The organism is Marinomonas sp. FW-1, assembly GCF_005222245.1.
Lineage (GTDB): Bacteria > Pseudomonadota > Gammaproteobacteria > Pseudomonadales > Marinomonadaceae > Marinomonas > Marinomonas alcarazii.
The window spans coordinates 1009005-1030111 of record NZ_CP025987.1 but is presented as its reverse complement, the minus strand read 5'-3'; the positions used below and the strand labels follow the sequence as shown (position 1 = coordinate 1030111).

Sequence of the window (21107 nt, the reverse complement as noted above, 5' to 3'; positions counted from 1 at the left end):
GCCTCAATGGATCACTCCCATGACCGCCATACTAAGTCCACCTCACTTTCGTGAATTTGAGTAAACTTACCGACTTGCATCCATGGCCCAAATGGCCCGTGGTAATCACTTCCTACCGACGCTTTTAAATCAAATTCTCTCGATAGACGCTCAAGCAATCGCACACTATCCGGCCGCTCATTACCAGATACAATTTCCATTCCCGTTCCACCCCATTTTTTAAAATCATTCAACAGTCGCTTTAATTTAGTAACGGTTAAAGGGTAGCGTTTAGGGTGTGCGAGTACTAACTCCATATTTTGGTCAGATAACTTGGCTAGAACCGTTTCCAGTTCTGGCCACACATCACGTAGCTGGCCTAGACGTTTATTCCCCAAGTATCGGTCAAACGCTTTGTTTGCGTCTTTCACAAAACCTTTTTCTACTAATAAACTTGCAAAATGCGGCCGTCCCAACTGACTTTCACCCGCTAACGCCACGGCTTCTTCGAATAAATCAGGCAAACCTTGTTTGACCAACAAATCGGCAATGCGCCGAGCACGATCAAGCCTAATCGCTTGATTTTCAGCCACAATAGCCAAAAGTTCCTCGTTGTCTGGAGCGAAATTCAACGCCACCATATGCAAAGGAACGCCATTCCACTGCGTAGACAATTCTACACCATTAATAAAACTTAAATTATGCTCCACAGCTCGCTGATGCGCTTCTGCAATACCATCTAATGTATCGTGATCTGTTAAAGCAAATAAAGAAACACCCTGCTCAACCGCTAAATCTACTAATTCTGTTGGCGAAAAATGACCGTCAGAACGCGTAGAATGTGTATGTAAATCGACTTTTCGATAAGTTGCTGCTTCAGGCATAGATTGGCTGTTCTTTAAAAGGAATGGTGGTTATCATAAGGAAAGGTGTGAATAAGTCTATGGCATTAGAAGTCTAGTCCGCATCTCCCCTCTACCAGCATACATACATTTTAGTATACATTCACTGGGTTTTTTATATGAAAATACTGCTCGACTTTCTCCCTATTGCGATCTTTTTTGTTGTTTATAAAATGACAGGGAATATCATCTTAGCAACCGCCATCTTGATTCCCGCAACCATTATTCAAGTAGGTTTTACTTGGTTCAAAAATAAAACCGTAGAAAAAATGCACCTAGTCTCGCTGGCATTAGTCATTTTACTTGGGGGAGCCACCGTGCTGATGGGAGATGGTAACTTTATAAAATGGAAGCCCACTATCGTTAATGGACTTTTCGCCATTGTGTTTTTTGGAAGCCAGTTTATTGGCGATAAAAATATCATTCAACGCATGATGGGCGATAAATTAGAACTTCCATTTAAAGTGTGGCGAACATTAAACTTAGCTTGGGTCGTTTTCTTTATTGTTTCAGGTTTAGCTAATATTTACGTAGCCTCTTCTTACAGTGAAGAAACATGGGTCGATTTTAAATTATTCGGCTTATTAGGAATGACCCTAGTATTTATTATCTTACAGGGTATTTATCTATCATCGCATATAAAAAATAAGGAATAACCATGCTTTACTCAATCATTGGCGAAGATGTAGCAAACAGCCTTAGCGCTCGTCAACAGGCTCGACCAGCTCACTTAGCGCGTTTGGAAGCACTACAAAACGAAGGTCGTTTAGTATTGGCTGGCCCAAACCCTTCTATTGATTCTGAAAACCCAGGTGATGCAGGCTTTAGCGGCAGCGTTGTTATAGCGGAATTCGCCAGCCTTGAAGAAGCAAAAGCATGGGCTGACGCTGACCCTTATGTGGCGGCAGGTGTTTACCAAAATGTTACCGTAAAACCATTCAAGCAAGTATTTCCGATGAACGCTTAACAAGCGCTTAGCGCCTCCCCCCCGATTAGGGGGAGGTTGAGAGATTATTTCTTTACATCTGAATGACCAAGATCACGTTCAGGATCGATCACATCTCGCATTCGTTGCTTTAATACCTTTGCTTCTGGGAAGCCATCTTCTTTTTTACGGCACCAAATCTCTTCCCCATTCACTCTCACCTTAAAAATACCACCTTGAGTTGGCAGCAAGGTGACACTTTTTATATCATCATCAAATGTTGTTAACAGCTCCTGAGACAACCAAGCCGCACGCAACATCCAGCGACATAAGGTACAATATTCAATTTCTACGGCTGCAGTTCGCATTTGCTTTCTCTCCGGTAAATAAATAAGACGTCTTGGAACGTCATGACACAACGAATACTATTGCTCATACATTCAATAAGGAAGTAGCACTATGCGTAAATCACTTATCGCCAGCTTGGCTTTACTTGCTCTTTGTTCAACAGCAAACGCAACAGAAGTCGATATTGTAACCAATAAAGGCTCCATAAGAGTCGACTTAAATGATGAGGCAGCACCAAAAACAGTCACGAATTTTTTGCGTTACGCGGATGAGGGCTTTTACGATAACACCATCTTCCACCGTGTTATTCGAGGCTTCATGGTACAAGGTGGTGGCTTCACAGAAGATTTAGAGCGCAAGAGCACTCATAAAGCCGTCGCCTATGAAGGTGATAATGGCTTAGCGAATAACCGCGGCACTTTAGCGATGGCGCGTACTCAGGATCCGAATAGCGCCACATCACAATTCTTTATTAACCAAGTAGATAACACTTTCCTAAACCACGGTGCTCGTGGTGCTGCGGGATACACAGTGTTTGGGCACGTTGTTTCTGGAATGGACGTTGTTGACGCCATTTCTGCTGTTCCCACAACATCGGTAGGCCCATATCAAAATGTTCCAGAGTCACCAGTCATAATCGAGAGCATCAAGCGTGTTAACTAGTTACCAATTAGAAAAACCTGCGTTAAGTTGGGGTGAGGATGGTGCTCCTCATTCCAATCAGTTTGACGATGTCTATTTCGACAAAGATTCAGGGTTAGAAGAAACTCGCTACGTTTTCTTAAAAAACAATCAGCTAAAAGAACGCTGGGCATCGCTACAAAAGAGCGCCTTTGTCATAGCCGAAACAGGGTTTGGCACAGGGCTAAACTTTTTATGCGCTTGGCAGGCTTTTCTCAATGACGCGCCCAGCGATAAGCAGCTGCACTTCATTTCAGTCGAAAAATACCCGATGACCAAGAGCATGCTGGCAAACGCATTAAAAATGTGGCCATCTATCAGCGATCTTAGTCAGCAACTAATCGACGCTTACCCTGAAGTGTGCCATGGCTTTCACCGCATCGAATTAGAACAAGGCCGAGTCCAACTCACCCTTTGGTTTGGAGAGGCACAAGACGGCTTTGCAGCACTTGATGCAGACGTCGATGCCTGGTTTCTGGATGGTTTTGCGCCAAGTAAAAACCCTGAAATGTGGTCTGACAAACTATTTCATCATATTCATCGCCTCAGCCACCAAGGTACGACTTGCTCAACGTTTACCGCAGCAGGGATTGTGCGAAGAGGATTACAAAGCGTCGGCTTTGATGTCCGTAAGGTAAAAGGCTTTGGGCAGAAAAGAGAAATGACCGTGGGTGTACTGAACACCACAACCGCCTCGCTAACGGAACGCATGTCCCAAGGGCAATCTTGGTTCAACCTTCGTCAAGATGCGACTCAAGAGATTACTAAAGTGTTGGTTGTGGGAGCTGGATTAGCCGGTGCCAATACCGCTTACGCTTTGGCAAATCAAGGCATACAAGTCGAGGTATGGGAGCAAGGCAACTGCATCGCTGGCGGAGCGTCTGGCAACCCTCAAGGCATGCTGTATCCTAAATTAGCCTCACAAGATACGCCTGTGAATCGCTTTTACTTATCCGCTTATTTGCATGCTCATCGTCTGTACACTCGCTTGGACGACAGCAAACAATTTTGGGATGCTTGTGGATTAATACAAATCCCAAAACACGATAAAGAAGCCGAGCGATTTGAAAAATTATTAAACGATAAACTTTATCCAGAAGCTATCTTGCAAGCCTCAAAAGACAGAGTAGGCAGTTTGTTCTTACCATTATCCGGCTGGGTTGTGCTTACGCGACTTTGCGAGAAGCTGTTGTCTCATGACAATATTAAAGTCAGCTTAAACACCAAGCTCGAAGGCCTTTCCCCAATCAAGACAACCGATAAAATTACCGGATGGCAAGCACAGTCTGGAGACAATAACTCGGTATTTTCACATGTCGTCCTATGTACCGCCAATGACACCAAAGCTCTGGGGGTAACACCCAACACACCCGATTACCCTATTCGAGGACAAGTCTCATTTATTGATCTTGAAAAAGCCAAAGCGGCTTGCGAAGCCATAGGAGAGTCGGCAGACAAAACAGACTTTGATAAGGTACTCTGTGAATTTGGCTATGTTTCACCTTCGATAAATGGCCTACTGCACTTTGGCTCTACTTACGACCTAAAAGACCAAGACACACAAGTAAGAGAAGAAGGACATAAACGGAACTTGGCCATTTTAGAAAGCCTGCTTTTGTTACCTAAAGAGACGTTTAATACGGAAGATTGTGGTGGACGAGTGTCGTTCCGATGCGCGGTTCCTGATTACACGCCGATTGTTGGACCTGTTCAATCAGAATCAAGTTATCAGCAGGCATATTCAACCCTCAGCAGAAATGCTAAGTGGCAAAGTAATGACATAGCAGAGCCGATAACACAGTTATTTATTAATATTGGACATGGTTCGAGAGGCTTGATTTCGACCCCTCTGAGTGGCAGTTATATTGCCAGCTTAATTACAGGGACCCCCTCGCCTTTAGAGCAACAAATAAGCCACAAGCTGCACCCAAGCCGTTTTATAATCCGAGACCTGAAACGCAGCCAAAATACCTAACTCTACTGCATTGAAACGCACTCGCGCGTTTCAATGCAGTGCAACACAAACCACATCAAGATTACGATTCAAAAAGCGCACAAGCACTTGGAATAAGCGCTAAAAATCGGTTGGAAGTTTGCGGGCGAATGATGTAATTATTCAGTTCTGGTAACAAAGCTCGCAACTTATCACTTAATTGCAGCAAGCTGGGGTTTATTGGCTCGTATGGATAAACATGGTCTTGTAGACTCAATTTATGCAACTCATCCAATTCATCTTGTAAGATACCCTTCATCGCAAAAAAACGGTCTTTCTGATTAATGTCATTGGTTTCCCAATAAGCATCAGAAAACGCCTCGTTTAATTCATAAAAAATATGCAACGCATCAGCAACATTTTTCTTAGACATGCTATCTCCAATCTTTCTTAGGCAATATTACTATTACCCCTTGTATTGTTTAACCCTAACCCTATAACCTACATTCTAAACATGAATCAATATAGGTGAATACCCCTTGAGTACATCAATGCATCATGCCGTGACTTCTGACAATCTATGGCAATCTATGCAAGCTGAAGCAGAAAAGCTCGCACAAGATGAGCCGATTTTAGCCAGCTATTTTAATACCACTATTTTACGTCATGAATCACTGTGTTCGGCATTGAGCTTTTTACTTGCTAGCAAACTCGACAGCATCTCCATCCCCGCTATGGTGCTCCGTGAAGTATTCGAAGAAGCTATGGCAGATACTAACTCTGGCATTGTACGCTGCATCGAGCAAGATATTTTAGCAATAAAAGAACGCGATGCGGCTTGCGACACTCTTACAACACCTTTGCTATTTTTTAAAGGTTTCCACGCCTTACAAACACATCGAGTGGCAAACTGGCTGTGGAAGAATAATCGTAAAAGTTTAGCTTTGTACCTACAGGGCCAAATGTCTATGGTTTTTAGCGTGGATATTCACCCTGCGGCAACAATCGGCTGCGGCGTCATGTTAGACCACGCCACAGGGCTTGTAGTGGGTGAAACTTGCGTCATTGAAGATAACGTCTCTATTTTGCAATCCGTCACTCTAGGCGGCACAGGGAAAGAGCACGGCGATCGTCATCCTAAGATACGTTCGGGTGTATTGATTGGTGCAGGTGCAAAAATTCTTGGCAATATTGAAATCGGCGAAGGCGCAAAAATCGGCGCTGGTAGCGTGGTGTTAGAACCCGTTGAGCATCACACCACTGTGGCTGGTGTACCCGCAAAAGTAGTGGGTCGCAATATGGGAGAAGACCCATCCAGAGCCATGGATCACAATATCAATCATTGTATTCGTGATTGCGTCGAAGAATAATTTAATCAAACGTAACTACGATCTTAAAAAAGATCGTAGTTACTTAAATCACTTTTCGGAATCATCTTAATGGTTTCGCTCTCTGTATCAAACAACAACACAGCCTCCCCATTTCGCAATGCTCTCAAAGCTTGTTCACGCTTCTGCGCAACCGATAGATCATAATCGCCATAATCCGTACCATCACGAGATACAATGTCATCCAAAATGGTTGCCAGTGTGTCTGCAGCTAACGAATCGTAGGGTATTAAAGTATCCAATTAAATTGCTCCATGTTGATTAAGCAAGGCAATAACGCCTTCTTCATCAATAATAGGCACATCAAGAGACTGTGCCTTGGTGAGTTTAGAACCTGCTTTTTCACCAGCCACTAAGCAGTCTGTTTTCGCTGACACAGAGCCACTGACTTTTGCGCCCAATGCTTGCAGCTTATCTTTCACCTGGTCACGGCTAAACTGAGTTAGGGAGCCAGTCACAACATAAGTTTTACCTGACAAAGGTAATTCATCAGCAGAGATCTGTTGCTTTTTCTGCCAAACAACGCCAGCTTCTAACAAACCTTTAATGGTTTCTCGATTAAGTTCCTGCTCAAAAAATACATGCACATGCTGAGCAACAATAGGACCAACATCTTCAACTTCCACCAAGGCTTCTTGATCCGCTGCCATCAAATCGTTCAACTCAGTAAAGTAACTAGTTAACGCTCGTGCTGTCGCTTCGCCCACTTCACGAATGCCTAACGCATAGATAAAGCGATTAAATTGCGTGTTTTTAGCAGCCTCGATAGAAGCCAACAGTTTCTCTACTGATTTTTGACCCATGCGCTCCATGGACAATAAGGTGTCTTTTTTCTCCGCGAGAGTAAAAATATCGACCGGCGTTTTAACAAGCTCTTGGTCAACCAACTGTTCAATCAATTTATCGCCAAGGCCATCTATGTCCATGGCTTTACGAGAGACAAAATGCTTTAGGGATTCTTTTAACTGCGCGCCACAAACCAAGCCGCCGGTACAACGAATCACGGCCTCGCCTTCCACTTGTTCCAAGTCCGAACCACAAACAGGGCACGCCTCAGGAAAAATAACGTCTGTGGCATTGTCAGGGCGCTTATCCAACACCACTTGAACAACCTTGGGAATCACATCACCAGCGCGGTGAACAACAACAAAATCGTTTATTTTCACCCCCAAGCGCGCAATTTCATCCTTGTTATGCAAGGTGGCATTAGAAACGGTTACTCCACCAACAAATACTGGCTCCAAACGCGCAACTGGCGTAATCGCTCCTGTACGACCCACTTGGAAGTCGACACCCAATACTCGGGTCATTTCTTCTTGTGCTGGAAACTTTCTGGCAATTGCCCAGCGTGGTGCTCGCGCAATAAAGCCCAACTGATTCTGCAGAGCAATTTGATCCACTTTGTAGACAATACCATCTATGTCATAAGATAAATCAACACGCTTTTCATTGAGCATTTCATAATAGTCAATACAGCCTTGCGCGCCTTCGGCTTTTGCCATCAGATCATTGATACGAAAGCCCCACTCACTCAACTGCAGCAAACCTTCGTAATGGCTTTTAGGCTGATCCCAACCTTCCACATAGCCAATTGAATAGGCACACATAACTAAGGGGCGTTTAGCGGTAATCTTTGGATCAAGTTGACGCAAACTGCCTGCGGCCGCATTTCGAGGGTTAACAAATGTCTTTTCACCTTGCTCAACAGCCAAGGCGTTCAACTTTTCAAAACCTTCTTTTGGCATGTAAATTTCGCCACGAACTTCTAATACCGCAGGTGGCGTACTGGTGCGTAGCTTCATTGGTACAGAATAGATAGTCTTTATGTTCGAAGTGATATCTTCCCCAGACAAACCATCGCCACGGGTCACGCCTCGAACCAAACGCCCCTCTTCATAACGCAGACTAATCGCCAAACCATCCAGTTTAGGTTCGCAGCAATAGGTTATATGATCAACTTTGAGCAATTTACGAATTCGCTGATCAAAATCAGACAAAGACTCGTTATCAAAGGCATTGTCCAAAGACAGCATAGGCACCGTATGGGCCACATTAGCAAAACCACTGTCTGGTTTTTCGCCAACTCGCTGGGTCGGTGAATCTGGCTGAATCCAATTAGGATGCTCGGTTTCTATCTCTTGAAGCTGGCGATATATGCGGTCGTATTCTGCGTCAGGTACAATTGGCGCATCTTTTACATGGTAAGCATAGCTGTAGTCATTAAGCTGCTGAATCATGTCCAGCATCTGCTGATGCATCATGTTTGTCTCTTGGGTCATATGTAAATAAACTCGAATTGAATTTTTTAGCTGGTCTAAAGCAACCAAGGCCCCTTAGGGCCTTGATGTAATCACTGTTTGCTGCGCATCAATCGTCGACGTTCAAAATCACGTATTCGCTGACGACAATGGGCAATGGTTTGTTCACTCATTGGACTGCGTCTTTCATCACGCAACTCCCCACCCAAATTACGCACTAAGGTTTGAGCGGTTTCTAACATGAAATCAAACGCTTTCATGCTGTTTTTCGGACCTGGCAAGCCCATAAAGAAGCTCACTCCTGGGCAATCACTTTCACCCATAGTGTCTAGATCAAACGTACCCGGCTCAATGGCATTCGCCATACTGAACTGTACTCGACCACGGTCGAAGCCATCTTCATGGCGATGGAAAATATCCATTTCACCATAGCGCATGCCACAATTTAGAATCAACTGAAGCAACTCCATGCCAGAGAAGCTTTCATTTTCTGGCGCAAAAATATTAATGACGATCACTTCTTCGATTTCAGCGACATCATTCGTTTCTTGCTCATCTTCTTCTAAAACACTGTTTGGCGTTACTTGATCAATGTCGACTTCTGAATAGCTGCGCTCGTAATCTTCGTGCATTTCAGTGTCTGCGATTTCATTGCGCTCGTCACCTGCAAAATCTAAATCAAGATCATCTTGCTCATAAAATCCATCATCTGCATAATTTTGCTCTGATACAGCCGAATCGCCAAAGTCTCGTTCAGGAACTAATGATGCCAGCTCATCAAGGTGCATCTCGTCATCACGATACATCTCTGGACCAGAATCCACTTTATGAGGAACATCGGTTAACGGCTGCTTAGCTGTCTTCCTAGCATTCTCGAACGCGTTGCTTATCGGGTCTTGTAAATCTGCACTTCGTCCCTTTACAGACGCTTTACTGTAACCAACAGGCGATCTTTTTTGCAGTATCTCGTCATCGTCTGATTCATCAAAATCAGTGAAATCACTTTCAGCTTGTGAAAGTTCATTGCTTTTTTTATATCGACGAAATCCATCTATAAGAATAACGACAATAATGACGACCCCAATTAAGATCAGCCACTCACGTAAGCTAAATTCCATTGCATATTCCGAATTGCATCAATTAATGTTGACCTTATTATCAAGCGAAGCGGCTTAGGATTCAATTACAAGGCTACGTTGATTACGAAAATCTCGTTATGATTTACCAATAAATCTCGTTTCATACCAATAATTTGGCCTTTTGTAAGATCATCGTCATTTATATTGGCGAGCTTAACGACCAAATCCACTTTATCGGCTTCTGCCAGCGTCACCGTTGGCATCAAGGAATCAAGGTTAGTTAATAACACCGGACGATCTAAATCTTCAGGAAATAGTCTTTGTATCGCAATGGGCATGGTCTGCCCTTTCAATACGGCATAAACTAATAAAACATCATCCTGGTGCCAGCGAAGCTTACTGGCATCCCAAGTTATTTTTACCGCTAACTGATCTGTAATAATAGGCGCTAATTGCTGATAATCAATACGGCCTAATTCACGCGCCTTGCCTATTGCCGATAGCAACGCCAGACGCTCTTGAGAATGCGCGCTATAACGAATCGCTTCTTGCCACGCTAATACCGCGCCTAAGTAGTGCCCTTTCGCAAACTCAGCTACGCCTTTCAAATCCAGCGCGGTGGGCTGAGTTGGTTCAACCTGAAGAACAGCGTCTACAACCTTTAGCATTTTGTCCGAGCTTTGACCACCGTTTGCATAAAAAATAGCCTGCGCATACTCAACCAATAAGCTGACACGGTTTTCCGCGTTTCTTGGCAATTTTTCTAATGCGGTTTCAAAAGCGATAACAGCATTTTGGTATTGTTCAGCTTCAAGATAGTCATTTGCAAGATAATACCAATCCTCTACTCTGTCATAACGCGCGCTACGATACATTAAAAAGTCAGTTATTTTTTCTGGCGTTAATTGCTGCTTTTGCAAATCTTGTGTAAAAAGCACCTCTTTCGAATATCCCATCTGTTGATAAAGACTCACGCTGCCTAAAACAGTTACCGCCATCACCCCCAGCATAATCCAACGCGCAAAAGAGGTGTCAGTTGAAAAAGAAAACCGCTCTTTGCTTTTGACGACACGCACTTCATGATCGATATCCTGCAAAAGCTGTGATGCTTCGCTGGCCGTTAAGCGACCAGCCTCTTGCTCCTGCGCTATTTCCTCTCGACGAACCAAAGCAAATGCTTGCCTAACCTCAGCGCCTCTGTCTCTACGATGAGTCAGCGAACCAAAAAGATACACCAGACTCAATACTAGCAGGCTGGCCATGGCCAAATACGCAATCATCATAAAGCGCGCCCTCGTCGTTTACGATTTGCCATAACTACATAGACAAAGGCTAAGATCCCCAATCCAAGCAGAATAAATGGCCCATACCAGAGCAAAAACGTAGCGGAAGAATGCTGCGGTCGATACAAAACAAAAGTTCCGTAGCGTGCGACCATGTAATCCACAACCTCTTGATCGGTTTTACCTTGCTCAATTAATTGATGAACCAACTCCCGCAGATCAACCGCAATGCCAGAGTTTGAATCCGCCAAACTTTGGTTCTGACATTTCGGGCAGCGCAGCTCTTCCACTAAACTTTGGTAACGGGTTTTATTCAATTCAGAACTAAATGCCATTTGCTCTTGAGCAAAAGTCGACACAGAAAGGAACATCACGACAGATAGGGCAACACCTTTTAGCAGCATCATTTCATGTACCCTTTCAGTTCAGGCCAGTTCTCGGCATTGACCACGCCTTGATGTCGATAGACCACCACGCCAGAACTATCAACAACAAAGGTTTCAGGAGCACCCGTAACGCCCATATCCACACCAAAGTTACCTAGCTCATCCATCAAAACCAATTGATAAGGATTGCCTTTTTGCTCTAACCATTGTTCCGCTGGGGCTTTCTGGTCTTTATAGTCGATGCCAATAATAGGCACACCAGATTCGGCCAACTCCATCAAAAAAGGATGCTCAACATGACACGCAGGGCACCAAGTCCCCCAAAAATTAATGAGATAAGCCCCCTTTGGCAAATCGTCTTTGGTATAAACTTGATCGTCTTGCAAAGACACCAAGGTGAACTCAGGCAATAATTTTCCAATCAAGGCAGAAGGCATATATTGTGTATCTTTGCCTAGTTGAAGATATAAAACGACACCTAATACCAAAAAAAGCACGAATGGCACAAAAAGTAAAAACTTACGCATAACTAGGCTCCCGCTCGTTTTCGATAGCGTTTGTCGAAAGCGGCTAACAAACCACCGACCATCATCAACAACCCACCTAGCCAGATCCATCGCACAAAGGACTTAACGTAAATCCGCACTCCCCAAGCAGAATCATCCAATCTCTCGCCCAAGGAAACATACAAGTCACGAGTAAACCCCGCATCCAAAGCGGCTTCAGTCATCACTTGCTGACGAGTTGTAAAGAAGCGCTTTTCCGGATGGAGAATGGCAACGACTTTGCCAGATTTATAGACCGTAAATTGCCCTTTACTCGATAAGTAGTTAGGACCAGAAACCTGCTCTATGCGATCGAACATAAAATCATAGCCTGCCACAGTTGCTTTATCGCCAGTAGATAATCGCAGCATAGACTCATGGCTGTTCACACTAACCAAAACGATCCCCACTAGTGTGACAACCATGCCAAGATGAGCCAATATCATGCCATAGTAATTTCTTGGCAATTGTCGTGCACGAGGAATAATGCCTTTTGTTCCCGCAGACACTTTACCAAACCAATCCGCACAAGATAAAAACACCACCCAAAATGCCACAGCTAAACTAAGCCAAGCAATGACACCAAAATCATAACGATAAACAATGCCACCAGCCGATAACACAGCCACAATAAGCGCGATGCTACAGACCTTTAAAAATACACTTAATTTAGTCTGATGCCATTTTGACAAAGGCCCTACCGCCATAAACACCATCAGCAGCAGCGCAATTGGCGTGAACACACTATTAAAATAGGGCGCGCCCACTGATATTTTACCTAAGTTTAAGGCGTCAAATATCAGTGGATACAAAGTGCCCAACAAAACGGTCAATGTCAGAACCGTCAGTAGAATATTATTCAGCAATAACCAAGCTTCTCGTCCCGAAGCCCCAAAGGAAACGCTCGAACGCACCTCGGCTGCACGGATGGCATACAACAACAAACTGCCACCGACGAGCACCAAAAGTAAAACGAGAATAAAAACACCGCGAGTCGGATCGGCCGCAAAAGAGTGCACCGAGGTTAATACACCAGAGCGAACCAAAAACGCACCAAGCAGTGAAAGACTAAAAGTAAAAATCGCCAGTAGGACAGTCCAGCTTTTAAATACACCACGCTTTTCTGTGACAGCAAGGGAATGCAACAGCGCAGTTCCCGCTAACCAAGGCATAAACGAGGCATTTTCTACTGGGTCCCAAAACCACCAGCCACCCCAACCTAATTCGTAATAAGCCCACCAGCTACCCAGCGTAATCCCTAAGGTCAAAAACGCCCACGACGCAGCAGTCCAAGGCCTTGCCCAACGTGCCCAAGACGCATTTAAATTACCCGTAATTAGCGCGGCCACGGCAAAGCCGAATGCCACAGAGAACCCCACGTACCCCATGTACAAAACAGGAGGATGGACAATCAGCCCAAAGTCTTGCAACAAAGGGTTCAGGTCTCCGCCATCCACAGGCTTATCTGGCAGTAAGCGCGCAAAAGGCGAAGACGTAAAAAGCAAAAAGGATAAAAAACCTAGACTAACCATGCCTAGCACAGATAGCACCACAGGTCCGACATCCTCAGGCAAGGTTTTTATCTTGAACGCTACGGCAGAGCACCAACCAGACAATATCAACACCCAAAGCAGCAATGACCCTTCGTGCCCACCCCACAAAGCACTAAACTTGTACCAAACAGGCAACTGGCTATTGGAATTTTGGGCCACATACAGCACAGAGAAATCATCGCTTAAAAATGACCAACTTAGTGTAATAAAGCTTACCAACACCAACGCAGACATAATAAAAGTCAGTGGGCGTGCTGTTTCCAATAAAAGTCGATTTCCTCTCCAGTAACCAATCAGGGGGACAAAAGCGAGCGAAAGAGCAAAAAATAACGACAATATCAGAGAAAATTGACCAATTTCAGGGAACATAAACAGCCTAAATTAATAAGTAGATTGCGAGTTTACTTTCGTCTCACCCATAGCACTCTGAGCATTCTTCACAGCCTCAGACACCTCCGGAGGCATGTATTTTTCGTCATGCTTTGCCAACACTTCCGTTGCGATAAATACGCCATCATCATTTAACTGCCCTTGAGCCACTACCCCCTGACCTTCTCGAAATAAATCCGGCAAAATGCCGCGATATTCGATAGTAATGGTGTGCTGAAAATCGGTTGTTTCAAACACAACCGCCAAGGTTTCTGAATGACGCTTTACACTGCCGTTCACCACCATACCACCCGCTCGTATAGTCGCGTTGCGTGGCGCTTCCCCCATGACGATTTGGGTTGGTGAATAGAACAGATTAATATTTTGCTGGAGGGCATACATGACTAGTGTCACAGCAGCGCCCAATATCAATACAATCGCACTTATGACGAATAGACGTTTTTTTCTAACTGGATGCATTAGCGAGTTTGATTCCTCATAAAGCGTTTACGTAGTCGATCCCGAGTTTTCTGACGTGTAAATAAGGTGTCCCAAACTAACCAAGTTAGCACCAAACCACTAAAGCCATAAACAGACCAAACGTATAGGCCGTGAGTTCCCATCGATAAAAATTCGCCAACACTACTAAAGGCCATTTTTCATCACCTCTTCCCTCACCCAGCTGGTTCTATGTTCACGTTGCAATATTTCTGACTGCATTCGCCAGATAACCAAACCTGCCACGAAAAAACACATACCAATCATACAAACAAGCAAGGGTAACCACATCTCAGGAGGCATTTCTGGTTTTTTAGTAAGCGTGAACGTTGGCCCTTGATGCAGCGTTTCCAACAGCACGACAGAATACTTAATAATGGGCAAATTAATTAGCCCAACTACACTGATCACCGCCACGGCTTTATTGGCTAAAACCGGATCGTCTAAAGCCTTTTGCAGGGCAATAATTCCCATATAGAGAAAAAACAATACCAACACAGAGGTCAATCTTGCGTCCCAGACCCACCAAGTTCCCCACGTTGGTTTTCCCCAAATGGCGCCAGACACCAACGCGATCAAAGCCATAATCGCACCGACCGGTGCCATTGCCTTGATAAAGATAGGCGCTATCTTCATCTGCCAAACAAGAAACACAAAGCCTGCAACACCTAACGCGAAATAACACGATTGAGCGAGTATCGCCACTGGCACGTGCATATAGATAATTCTAAAACTGTTCCCCTGTTGATAATCTGCCGGGGCAAAAGCCAGCCCCCATATCAAACCAACAATGAGGCCAACGCAGCCCAAACTAAATAAAGGCAAGGCCCAAGCTTTAGTGCGAAAGAAAAACCATTTGGGTGAACCCAATTTATGAAACCACATCCAGTTCATCAGCCTGCACCCGCTTTGATCGCAATCGCTGCCATAAAAGGCGATAGTATTAAAGACAATAAGGACATAGCCAGCAACAATGCCAACTGCCCAGAATACGGCAAACCGGCTTCTGCTGCCTGTATTGCTAATGTCGAAAAAATAATCACTGGCAAGTAAAAGGGTAATATCAACAACATGACCAACATCGCGCCCTGCCTTAAAGAAACGGTCAAGGCGGCGCCAATCACACCAATTAAAAACAAGCTTGGCGTTCCCAACAGAAACGTCATGATAAGCACCCAAAAGCTTGCATCCGATAAATACAACATTTCACTCAATATCGGCATCATGGCGAGCAGAGGCACAATAACAACCAGCCATTGCACCACCACTTTCAACAAGACCAATACCGGAAGAGAAAGACCACTGACGACCCACTGCTCTAAGGAGCCATCGCGAAAATCTTCTTTAAACATCCCCTCTACAGCCATCATTATGGCTAAGACAGCTGCACACCAAATAATTCCGCCTGCAGCTGGCGCTAAAAATTCAGCTGACGAACTGACGCCTAGAGGGAACAAGGTAACGACAATAACAAAAAACAACAGCGCGTTAATAACATCCTGCTTTCGACGCCATAACAGCAAAAATTCTGACACTAAAAAAGAAGTATATGTCATGACATCAAAGCCACATCACGGCATGGTAAAGATCGCAACGCCTGATGAGTGGTTAATACGACCAAACCACCAGACGACACATGTAAGCGAATACGCTCTTCCAATAGAGCAATCGCAGTGCTATCTAAAGCGGCAAAAGGTTCATCCAATAACCAAAGTGTTTTGTCAGTCAACCATAAACGCGCCAATGCCACTCGACGTAGCTGCCCTGCGGATAATGTGCTCGCGAATGCATTCATATGATCCAGCAAATCCAACTTCTTCAATACAGCAGACAAAGCTTCTGGGGACACAGTAGGACAATACCTGCGAATATTTTCCGCCACAGTCAGTAGACTTTTGACACCAACCGAATGGCCAATATAGATTGCATCTTGCAGCAACGGCGCTCTGTCTAAAGTGACATCCTCGCCCAAATAGACGATAGTGCCTTCAAGTGGAGAAATAACACCCACAATGACTTTTAACAACGAACTCTTACCAGCACCGTTCTCTCCTAAAATACGCACAACCTCTCCTGATTGAGCAGAAAAAGAAAAGTCTTTGCATAAGTCTCTTTCCCCTCGCTCTATCCAAAGGTCTGATATTGTTAAAGAAGCAGAAGATTGCAAAAGATTTACCTAATTCGGCCGATATGAAAGTAAAGGTTACCATTCTTTGGCTACGCTGTTTATCTATACTGTTTAACGATATGGTTTCGTTAAACAAAGACTTCAGACATTATATGAGAATCGTTCCTAAAAGAACAAACTGATAGGCTCTAACATCACATTTTATAGGCAGGCGACATGATCTCTGACATACAATCTATGATAAATGCTTCATCAGGTAAGCAGGGCAACGCCAACATCAGCAGCAATAACGCCGTAGGAAACTCAGCCACTCTTGCGAAATTAATGGGTGAAATCAAATTAATAGAAAGCCTTAGCTTAATTAAATTTCAGGGTAGTGAGTCGCTAAACTTCCAAGGCAAACCAGCACAACTGTTATTTGCAACCAGCGCACAACAACCATTCACCCTAATCAATACTGGCACTCCAATCGATATTAGCGATATCCAAAACGCAAAATTAAACAGAACCAACTTGCAGCAAGCCTCCCTGTCTATTCCAGTTGAAAACTCATCCAGCAAAACCCTTACAGGCGCAAATACCCCTACGGTTAAGCAAGCTGATAATCTTATGCTAGCGTCTCGCATTGTCAATTTAACCGTTACCTCAGCGACGCCTGCGACACCACCCAATCAATCAACCACGTCACTTGCACCAGCTACTAACACTCAAACTCCAGCTCCGCAAACCAACACAACAAATCAGACCACAAATCAGACAACAAGCCCCCAAACTGCCGCATCAAGCCAAGCGCCCAGCCAAGCGGCAAACACACCGACACTCAATGTACCACTGCGTCCAGCCAATACCGCACCACAGCCCACAGCAATGGTCAGCCCGACCCCCCCTCAAGTGGCAACCGTCTCAGATGGAAAAACTGAGTTTCCTATATTGAGCCAAACGCCACTAAAAAAAGGCGATGTGATTAGAGTTATGGTTGATGCCAATAACAACCTGCAAGTATTACCGGCAAAAGCGAACACCTCAACCATCCCTTCTACCCAAGCAGAAGCGCTTAAGCAGAGTCTCCCAAGGCAACTTTCGCTCGCAGACATGTCTCAGCTCGTCAAACAATTGCATACTCTTAACGAGACATCATCAGCCAACTTACCACCCAAAACACAACAGGCCCTGAGACAACTTATTCAAAGTTTCCCAAACCTAGGAGCACTGACCACGTCACCGGATACAATGAAGCAAGCCCTTCAGACCAGCGGTGTCTTTTCGGAATCGTTACTGGCTAGTGACAACAAAACTCAAATTCCTGCGGACATAAAACTCAATTTATCCCGCCTAAAAGACGTGCAAGAGAATACAGGCGCATTGCGCCTTGGAAGCATACCAACTGAACAAATTGCCAATGCTATTGAACGCATAACAACGAGCCAATTACGCCACTTTTCAGATCCAAACCAAATCACTACACCAACCTATCCACTGCACATAGAACTGCCAATTAAAAACGGCCAAACTCCTAGTTTCGTTCAAATCGAAATAAATAAAGATGCAAGCAGTGAAGAACAATCTAAACAAGACAGGCGCTGGTTGGTAAAACTCAAGTTTGATTTCGAAGAAACTGGTCGGTTCGATGCACGAGCCAGTATTCAGGCAAACAAAGTCGGGGTTTTATTTGCAGCCGAAGACCCAGACACTGTACAAAAGCTACAAAAAAATATGTCTCTTTTGAAACAGCGATTAACGGACAAAGACATAGAAGTAGAAAGGCTAGATGCCTTTCAAGCAAAACTGGATAAAGAAAAAGACAGTGCGCTTAAAACACACTCTTTAATCGATGTGAGGACCTAATGCAAAAAGCCGTCGCTTTAAAATATGATTTTAGTGCAGCACCAAAAGTGATCGCTAAAGGGAGTGGTCTATTAGCAGAAAAAATAATGTCAGTCGCCAAAGAAAATGACGTCTTGCTGCACCAAAGCCCTGAACTTGTTGAAATGCTCAGTACTTTGGAGCTAGGAGAAGAAATACCTGAATCTCTCTATCTTGCTGTCGCAGAAGTTATCGCTTTTGCTCACAAAATCAAAGATCATCAGTGGTAATCTGAATTACGGCGAGACTCTTGCTTTAACAGGCTAATCAATTCAGCCTCAGCACGGATCAAACCACATTTAGATACTAAATCGTCAATGGTCGCGCCCATTTCCAAAAGCTCCATAGCGCGATTGTACGAGACGCCACCTTCCTTTGATAAAATCTCGGATTGCTTCTCAACAGCCAAGTTTAGCTTTTTCTCAATGGCTACTAAACGACGCCCCATACCAATAGAACCAGAAGCAAGTACTTGCACTTGCTTTTTTTGACTCAACTCCGCCTCGGCATGTTGAAGCTTCATCCGCGCCAATCGTTTTGAAAGCCTATACGCCCAAACAACTACCGCGATCAGAATCACAAACTGGAGCATTAATAAGAGGTTAAATAACCATTGAGATTCCATCTAGTACAACAACCTTAAATTACATTGACCCAACTTCAGACCACTCATTTTCAGATAACAATTTATCCAAATCAACCAGAATAAGTAAAATATCATTTTTATGACAAACACCTTGGATAAACTTAGATGATTCGTCATTCCCAACATTTGGTGATGGCTCTATCTCTGATTGGCGTAAATAAACCACTTCAGAAACGGCATCGACCAGAATTCCGATCACATGACCCTCAACTTCAAGAATCATGATGCGCGTTGCATCCGTGATTTCGCCAGAAGGCAGACCAAACCGTTGGCAAGTATCAATAACCGTCACAACTGTGCCGCGTAAATGAATAATGCCTAAAACAAAGTTAGGTGCACCAGGTACCGGAGCAATCTCAGAGTAACGTAAAACCTCTTTGACTTGCATAACATTTACACCATAGATTTCATTTTCTAGGCGGAATGTTACCCACTGCAACATTGGATCTTCTGATTGGTTTGCGCTTTTTAGCGCTATGCTAGTAGTTGCCATTATTCATCTCCAAAGATCAAAAATGATCATTACAATTATTTAAGCGCGGCTTTAAACCCATTTTTGGGGTCATCCAACAATTCAATAAAACCCTGTACATCTAGTATGGCACACATATGATCAATTACTGTACCAGCAAGCCAAGGTCTCTTACTTCTATCACTTCGCCACTTTACTTGAGATGGTTCGAGCGTAATCGCTTCTGCAACACGTTCACAAGCCACTCCCCAATCAGAGCGATCTAACTGAATAACAAACTTAAAATGCTCTTTTAGGTCACCTTCGTAATGATTAGGCATAACCCATAAAGCAGTATCAACTGTGCGAAGATTAAAATCACCAACATTCGCGACGCCCATAAACCAGTCTGGCTGACCGAATATGGATGTTAGCTTGTCACTTCCGCTTTGGAAGATTCCCCCAAGCTCAACAAGAGGAACCGCCATTTTCAGGCCACCAACATAAAACAACAAGCATTCGAACCGACCCGTTGCCCAAGGCAAAGGATCCGTTTTCGAAATTTTACTAACCGGCTCTAGCTCTGGCTCTGGCTCTGGCTCTGGCTCTGGCTCTGGCTCTGGCTCTGGCTCTGGCTCTGGCTCTGGCTCTGGCTCTGGCTCTGGCTCTGGCTCTGGCTCTGGCTCAATAATACTTGGTGCAATCTCATCAGTTGACAAGTCTGATTCCGAATTTGCTATAGCCTGTTCAAAGTCCTTGAAAGAAGCATCAAGCGACAATAAATCTTCATCACTGAACTCAGACGCTGTAACTTCAGGTTCAGGCACTTCAGGCTCGATTTCTTCAGTCTCAACAACCTCAGACTCAACGACGTCAGAATCACTATCTTCTGATACCTCGTCCTCTGACTCTACTTCAGCAGATTCAGCAATATCCTCACTCACGGATTCCGTTGTAGCGTCTTGCAGAAGATCATCAAGGTAGCGCTGTAAAGCTACTTGAGGACCAATCATATTCTGCTCTTTGTTCTTTGTATCTTTCATAATCAGTTACTATCCCGCTGGGTTCAGCAAAGAATCCTTCAGGCTTGCATAAGCCTTAATTCCTCGGGCATTAGGATCTAGAGCTGAAGGCGCTATACCTGCTGTACTGGCATCCCTTAACTTTGTATCGACTGGAATAACAGAATGCCAAACCAACTCTTCGTAAGTATCCTTTAGATTTCTGAGGCTCTTGTTAGATGCTTGAGTACGCCTGTCGAAAAGAGTAGGAACAATTAAAAATGGAACAGGACGCTTTCTTGCGCGGTTTATCATCGTCAATGTTCTCACCATACGCTCTAGTCCTTTAATGGCAAGAAACTCAGTTTGAACCGGAATAACAAGCTGCTGACAAGCGGCTAACGCATTAATCATTAATACCCCAAGCACCGGAGGACTGTCGATTAATACATAATCATAATCGTCCCACAATATAGCCAGGGTTTTCGAAATAACTAATCCCATACCACCTTGTGATTGAGCATGACGCTCTAACGTTGCCAGCGCAGTAGAAGCAGGCAAAAGGGATAAATTGGGATGACCAGTTTCGAGTATGAGTGAAGCTGGCAAATCTGCGGGAATCTTTCCTGCCGTTTGGAAAAGACTATAAGCACTTTTTTCAATTGAATCAGGGTCGAAGCGAAAATAGCTCGTCAAAGAGCCATGGGGATCAAGATCTATCATCAATACCCGATTTCCGGCATCCGCTAACAAGCCCGCCAAAGAAACTACTGTAGTCGTTTTGCCAACGCCGCCTTTTTGATTCGCCACTGCCCAAATGTGCACTCTGACTCCCCTGATACCCTATGCTATTATTTTGCTTACGAATTCCTTGCAATCATATACAGTAAT

The 21107-nt window shown here is 44.3% G+C and carries 26 protein-coding genes; 7 read left to right on the top strand and 19 right to left on the bottom strand.

What is annotated here, in order from left to right:
- Positions 1-11 precede the first annotated feature (11 nt).
- Entirely contained in the window at positions 12-863 is an 852-nt protein-coding gene (locus C1X04_RS04820; protein ID WP_110575603.1) for a PHP domain-containing protein, read from the bottom strand.
- Positions 864-1000: 137 nt separating this feature from the next.
- Here C1X04_RS04820 and C1X04_RS04815 point away from each other — a divergent pair, with 137 nt between their 5' ends.
- Positions 1001-1537: a septation protein A gene (locus C1X04_RS04815; RefSeq protein ID WP_110575601.1), complete on the top strand. Its 537-nt coding sequence runs from the start codon at positions 1001-1003 to the stop codon at positions 1535-1537.
- A gap of 2 nt (positions 1538-1539) precedes the next feature.
- Complete coding sequence (locus C1X04_RS04810; RefSeq protein ID WP_110575600.1) at positions 1540-1848, top strand: YciI family protein; 309 nt, start codon at positions 1540-1542, stop codon at positions 1846-1848.
- A gap of 44 nt (positions 1849-1892) precedes the next feature.
- Here C1X04_RS04810 and C1X04_RS04805 read toward each other — a convergent pair whose 3' ends face one another.
- On the bottom strand, positions 1893-2174 hold the full coding sequence (locus C1X04_RS04805; RefSeq protein ID WP_110575598.1) for a SelT/SelW/SelH family protein: 282 nt from the start codon (positions 2172-2174) through the stop codon (positions 1893-1895).
- A 91-nt stretch (positions 2175-2265) separates the two neighbouring features.
- On the opposite strand from C1X04_RS04805, the gene C1X04_RS04800 reads away from it, so the two are divergent.
- Both C1X04_RS04800 and mnmC read left to right on the top strand, forming a co-directional pair.
- Positions 2266-2817: a peptidylprolyl isomerase gene (locus tag C1X04_RS04800; protein WP_137169293.1), complete on the top strand. Its 552-nt coding sequence runs from the start codon at positions 2266-2268 to the stop codon at positions 2815-2817.
- Positions 2807-4810: a bifunctional tRNA (5-methylaminomethyl-2-thiouridine)(34)-methyltransferase MnmD/FAD-dependent 5-carboxymethylaminomethyl-2-thiouridine(34) oxidoreductase MnmC gene (gene mnmC / locus C1X04_RS04795; protein ID WP_137169292.1), complete on the top strand. Its 2004-nt coding sequence runs from the start codon at positions 2807-2809 to the stop codon at positions 4808-4810. The genes C1X04_RS04800 and mnmC overlap by 11 nt, the downstream gene beginning before the upstream one ends.
- A 61-nt stretch (positions 4811-4871) precedes the next feature.
- Here the strand turns inward: mnmC and C1X04_RS04790 are convergent, their stop codons facing one another.
- On the bottom strand, positions 4872-5201 hold the full coding sequence (locus C1X04_RS04790) for a hypothetical protein (protein ID WP_110575592.1): 330 nt from the start codon (positions 5199-5201) through the stop codon (positions 4872-4874).
- 118 nt (positions 5202-5319) lie between these two features.
- On the opposite strand from C1X04_RS04790, the gene cysE reads away from it, so the two are divergent.
- A complete protein-coding gene (cysE, locus tag C1X04_RS04785; protein ID WP_110575590.1) occupies positions 5320-6138 on the top strand; it encodes a serine O-acetyltransferase in 819 nt (272 codons plus the stop codon).
- A gap of 23 nt (positions 6139-6161) precedes the next feature.
- Here the strand turns inward: cysE and C1X04_RS04780 are convergent, their stop codons facing one another.
- The 12 genes from C1X04_RS04780 to ccmA form a co-directional block, all read right to left on the bottom strand.
- Positions 6162-6398, bottom strand: coding sequence for a YheU family protein (locus tag C1X04_RS04780; protein WP_110575587.1), 237 nt, complete (start codon positions 6396-6398; stop codon positions 6162-6164).
- Positions 6399-8417 (bottom strand): NAD-dependent DNA ligase LigA, encoded by a 2019-nt coding sequence (ligA, locus tag C1X04_RS04775; RefSeq protein ID WP_137169291.1) that lies wholly within the window; start codon positions 8415-8417, stop codon positions 6399-6401.
- An 89-nt stretch (positions 8418-8506) separates the two neighbouring features.
- Positions 8507-9532, bottom strand: a complete 1026-nt coding sequence (zipA, locus tag C1X04_RS04770; RefSeq protein WP_110575584.1) for a cell division protein ZipA — start codon at positions 9530-9532, stop codon at positions 8507-8509.
- A gap of 65 nt (positions 9533-9597) precedes the next feature.
- On the bottom strand, positions 9598-10776 hold the full coding sequence (locus C1X04_RS04765) for a tetratricopeptide repeat protein (protein WP_254682331.1): 1179 nt from the start codon (positions 10774-10776) through the stop codon (positions 9598-9600).
- The gene (locus C1X04_RS04760) at positions 10773-11183 is read right to left on the bottom strand and encodes a cytochrome c-type biogenesis protein (RefSeq protein WP_137169290.1); all 411 of its coding nucleotides are present in this window, start codon (positions 11181-11183) and stop codon (positions 10773-10775) included. Before C1X04_RS04760 ends, C1X04_RS04765 begins: the two co-directional genes overlap by 4 nt.
- Positions 11180-11689 carry a DsbE family thiol:disulfide interchange protein gene (locus C1X04_RS04755; RefSeq protein ID WP_137169289.1) on the bottom strand — a complete coding sequence of 170 codons (510 nt, stop codon included), beginning with the start codon at positions 11687-11689 and terminating at the stop codon, positions 11180-11182. The genes C1X04_RS04760 and C1X04_RS04755 overlap by 4 nt, the downstream gene beginning before the upstream one ends.
- A 2-nt stretch (positions 11690-11691) precedes the next feature.
- Positions 11692-13629 carry a heme lyase CcmF/NrfE family subunit gene (locus tag C1X04_RS04750; RefSeq protein WP_137169288.1) on the bottom strand — a complete coding sequence of 646 codons (1938 nt, stop codon included), beginning with the start codon at positions 13627-13629 and terminating at the stop codon, positions 11692-11694.
- Between the two features lie 12 nt (positions 13630-13641).
- A complete protein-coding gene (ccmE, locus tag C1X04_RS04745) occupies positions 13642-14109 on the bottom strand; it encodes a cytochrome c maturation protein CcmE (RefSeq protein WP_137169287.1) in 468 nt (155 codons plus the stop codon).
- A complete protein-coding gene (gene ccmD / locus C1X04_RS04740; RefSeq protein WP_110575575.1) occupies positions 14109-14285 on the bottom strand; it encodes a heme exporter protein CcmD in 177 nt (58 codons plus the stop codon). Before ccmD ends, ccmE begins: the two co-directional genes overlap by 1 nt.
- The gene (locus C1X04_RS04735; protein WP_110575573.1) at positions 14275-15021 is read right to left on the bottom strand and encodes a heme ABC transporter permease; all 747 of its coding nucleotides are present in this window, start codon (positions 15019-15021) and stop codon (positions 14275-14277) included. Before C1X04_RS04735 ends, ccmD begins: the two co-directional genes overlap by 11 nt.
- On the bottom strand, positions 15021-15683 hold the full coding sequence (gene ccmB, locus C1X04_RS04730; RefSeq protein ID WP_137169286.1) for a heme exporter protein CcmB: 663 nt from the start codon (positions 15681-15683) through the stop codon (positions 15021-15023). Before ccmB ends, C1X04_RS04735 begins: the two co-directional genes overlap by 1 nt.
- On the bottom strand, positions 15680-16294 hold the full coding sequence (gene ccmA / locus C1X04_RS04725; RefSeq protein WP_137169285.1) for a cytochrome c biogenesis heme-transporting ATPase CcmA: 615 nt from the start codon (positions 16292-16294) through the stop codon (positions 15680-15682). Before ccmA ends, ccmB begins: the two co-directional genes overlap by 4 nt.
- 177 nt (positions 16295-16471) lie before the next feature.
- On the opposite strand from ccmA, the gene C1X04_RS04720 reads away from it, so the two are divergent.
- The gene (locus C1X04_RS04720) at positions 16472-18100 is read left to right on the top strand and encodes a flagellar hook-length control protein FliK (protein ID WP_137169284.1); all 1629 of its coding nucleotides are present in this window, start codon (positions 16472-16474) and stop codon (positions 18098-18100) included.
- Positions 18100-18348: an EscU/YscU/HrcU family type III secretion system export apparatus switch protein gene (locus C1X04_RS04715; RefSeq protein ID WP_110575565.1), complete on the top strand. Its 249-nt coding sequence runs from the start codon at positions 18100-18102 to the stop codon at positions 18346-18348. Before C1X04_RS04720 ends, C1X04_RS04715 begins: the two co-directional genes overlap by 1 nt.
- Here the strand turns inward: C1X04_RS04715 and C1X04_RS04710 are convergent.
- Genes C1X04_RS04710 through C1X04_RS04695 form a run of 4 tightly spaced genes read right to left on the bottom strand, consistent with a single transcriptional unit; the run spans position 18339 to position 21041 of the window.
- The gene (locus C1X04_RS04710) at positions 18339-18743 is read right to left on the bottom strand and encodes a DUF2802 domain-containing protein (protein ID WP_110575563.1); all 405 of its coding nucleotides are present in this window, start codon (positions 18741-18743) and stop codon (positions 18339-18341) included. The genes C1X04_RS04715 and C1X04_RS04710 overlap by 10 nt on opposite strands.
- Before the next feature lie 19 nt (positions 18744-18762).
- Positions 18763-19257 (bottom strand): chemotaxis protein CheW, encoded by a 495-nt coding sequence (locus C1X04_RS04705; RefSeq protein WP_110575561.1) that lies wholly within the window; start codon positions 19255-19257, stop codon positions 18763-18765.
- Positions 19258-19292: 35 nt separating this feature from the next.
- A complete protein-coding gene (locus tag C1X04_RS04700; RefSeq protein ID WP_137169283.1) occupies positions 19293-20258 on the bottom strand; it encodes a chemotaxis protein CheW in 966 nt (321 codons plus the stop codon).
- A 9-nt stretch (positions 20259-20267) separates the two neighbouring features.
- Positions 20268-21041 (bottom strand): ParA family protein, encoded by a 774-nt coding sequence (locus C1X04_RS04695; RefSeq protein ID WP_110575557.1) that lies wholly within the window; start codon positions 21039-21041, stop codon positions 20268-20270.
- Positions 21042-21107: the final 66 nt, after the last annotated feature.

Coding starts and splice junctions, on each gene's coding strand:
- C1X04_RS04800 (WP_137169293.1), top strand. CDS start 2,266: ATGCGTAAATCACTTATCGCCAGCTTGGCTTTACTTGCTCTTTGTTCA.
- C1X04_RS04750 (WP_137169288.1), bottom strand. CDS start 13,629: ATGTTCCCTGAAATTGGTCAATTTTCTCTGATATTGTCGTTATTTTTT.
- ccmD (WP_110575575.1), bottom strand. CDS start 14,285: ATGGCCTTTAGTAGTGTTGGCGAATTTTTATCGATGGGAACTCACGGC.
- ccmE (WP_137169287.1), bottom strand. CDS start 14,109: ATGCATCCAGTTAGAAAAAAACGTCTATTCGTCATAAGTGCGATTGTA.
- C1X04_RS04720 (WP_137169284.1), top strand. CDS start 16,472: ATGATCTCTGACATACAATCTATGATAAATGCTTCATCAGGTAAGCAG.
- C1X04_RS04765 (WP_254682331.1), bottom strand. CDS start 10,776: ATGATGATTGCGTATTTGGCCATGGCCAGCCTGCTAGTATTGAGTCTG.
- C1X04_RS04820 (WP_110575603.1), bottom strand. CDS start 863: ATGCCTGAAGCAGCAACTTATCGAAAAGTCGATTTACATACACATTCT.
- C1X04_RS04715 (WP_110575565.1), top strand. CDS start 18,100: ATGCAAAAAGCCGTCGCTTTAAAATATGATTTTAGTGCAGCACCAAAA.
- C1X04_RS04760 (WP_137169290.1), bottom strand. CDS start 11,183: ATGATGCTGCTAAAAGGTGTTGCCCTATCTGTCGTGATGTTCCTTTCT.
- C1X04_RS04755 (WP_137169289.1), bottom strand. CDS start 11,689: ATGCGTAAGTTTTTACTTTTTGTGCCATTCGTGCTTTTTTTGGTATTA.
- ccmB (WP_137169286.1), bottom strand. CDS start 15,683: ATGACATATACTTCTTTTTTAGTGTCAGAATTTTTGCTGTTATGGCGT.
- C1X04_RS04735 (WP_110575573.1), bottom strand. CDS start 15,021: ATGAACTGGATGTGGTTTCATAAATTGGGTTCACCCAAATGGTTTTTC.
- ligA (WP_137169291.1), bottom strand. CDS start 8,417: ATGATGCATCAGCAGATGCTGGACATGATTCAGCAGCTTAATGACTAC.
- C1X04_RS04810 (WP_110575600.1), top strand. CDS start 1,540: ATGCTTTACTCAATCATTGGCGAAGATGTAGCAAACAGCCTTAGCGCT.
- C1X04_RS04710 (WP_110575563.1), bottom strand. CDS start 18,743: ATGGAATCTCAATGGTTATTTAACCTCTTATTAATGCTCCAGTTTGTG.
- C1X04_RS04790 (WP_110575592.1), bottom strand. CDS start 5,201: ATGTCTAAGAAAAATGTTGCTGATGCGTTGCATATTTTTTATGAATTA.
- cysE (WP_110575590.1), top strand. CDS start 5,320: ATGCATCATGCCGTGACTTCTGACAATCTATGGCAATCTATGCAAGCT.
- zipA (WP_110575584.1), bottom strand. CDS start 9,532: ATGGAATTTAGCTTACGTGAGTGGCTGATCTTAATTGGGGTCGTCATT.
- C1X04_RS04815 (WP_110575601.1), top strand. CDS start 1,001: ATGAAAATACTGCTCGACTTTCTCCCTATTGCGATCTTTTTTGTTGTT.
- C1X04_RS04705 (WP_110575561.1), bottom strand. CDS start 19,257: ATGGCAACTACTAGCATAGCGCTAAAAAGCGCAAACCAATCAGAAGAT.
- C1X04_RS04805 (WP_110575598.1), bottom strand. CDS start 2,174: ATGCGAACTGCAGCCGTAGAAATTGAATATTGTACCTTATGTCGCTGG.
- C1X04_RS04700 (WP_137169283.1), bottom strand. CDS start 20,258: ATGAAAGATACAAAGAACAAAGAGCAGAATATGATTGGTCCTCAAGTA.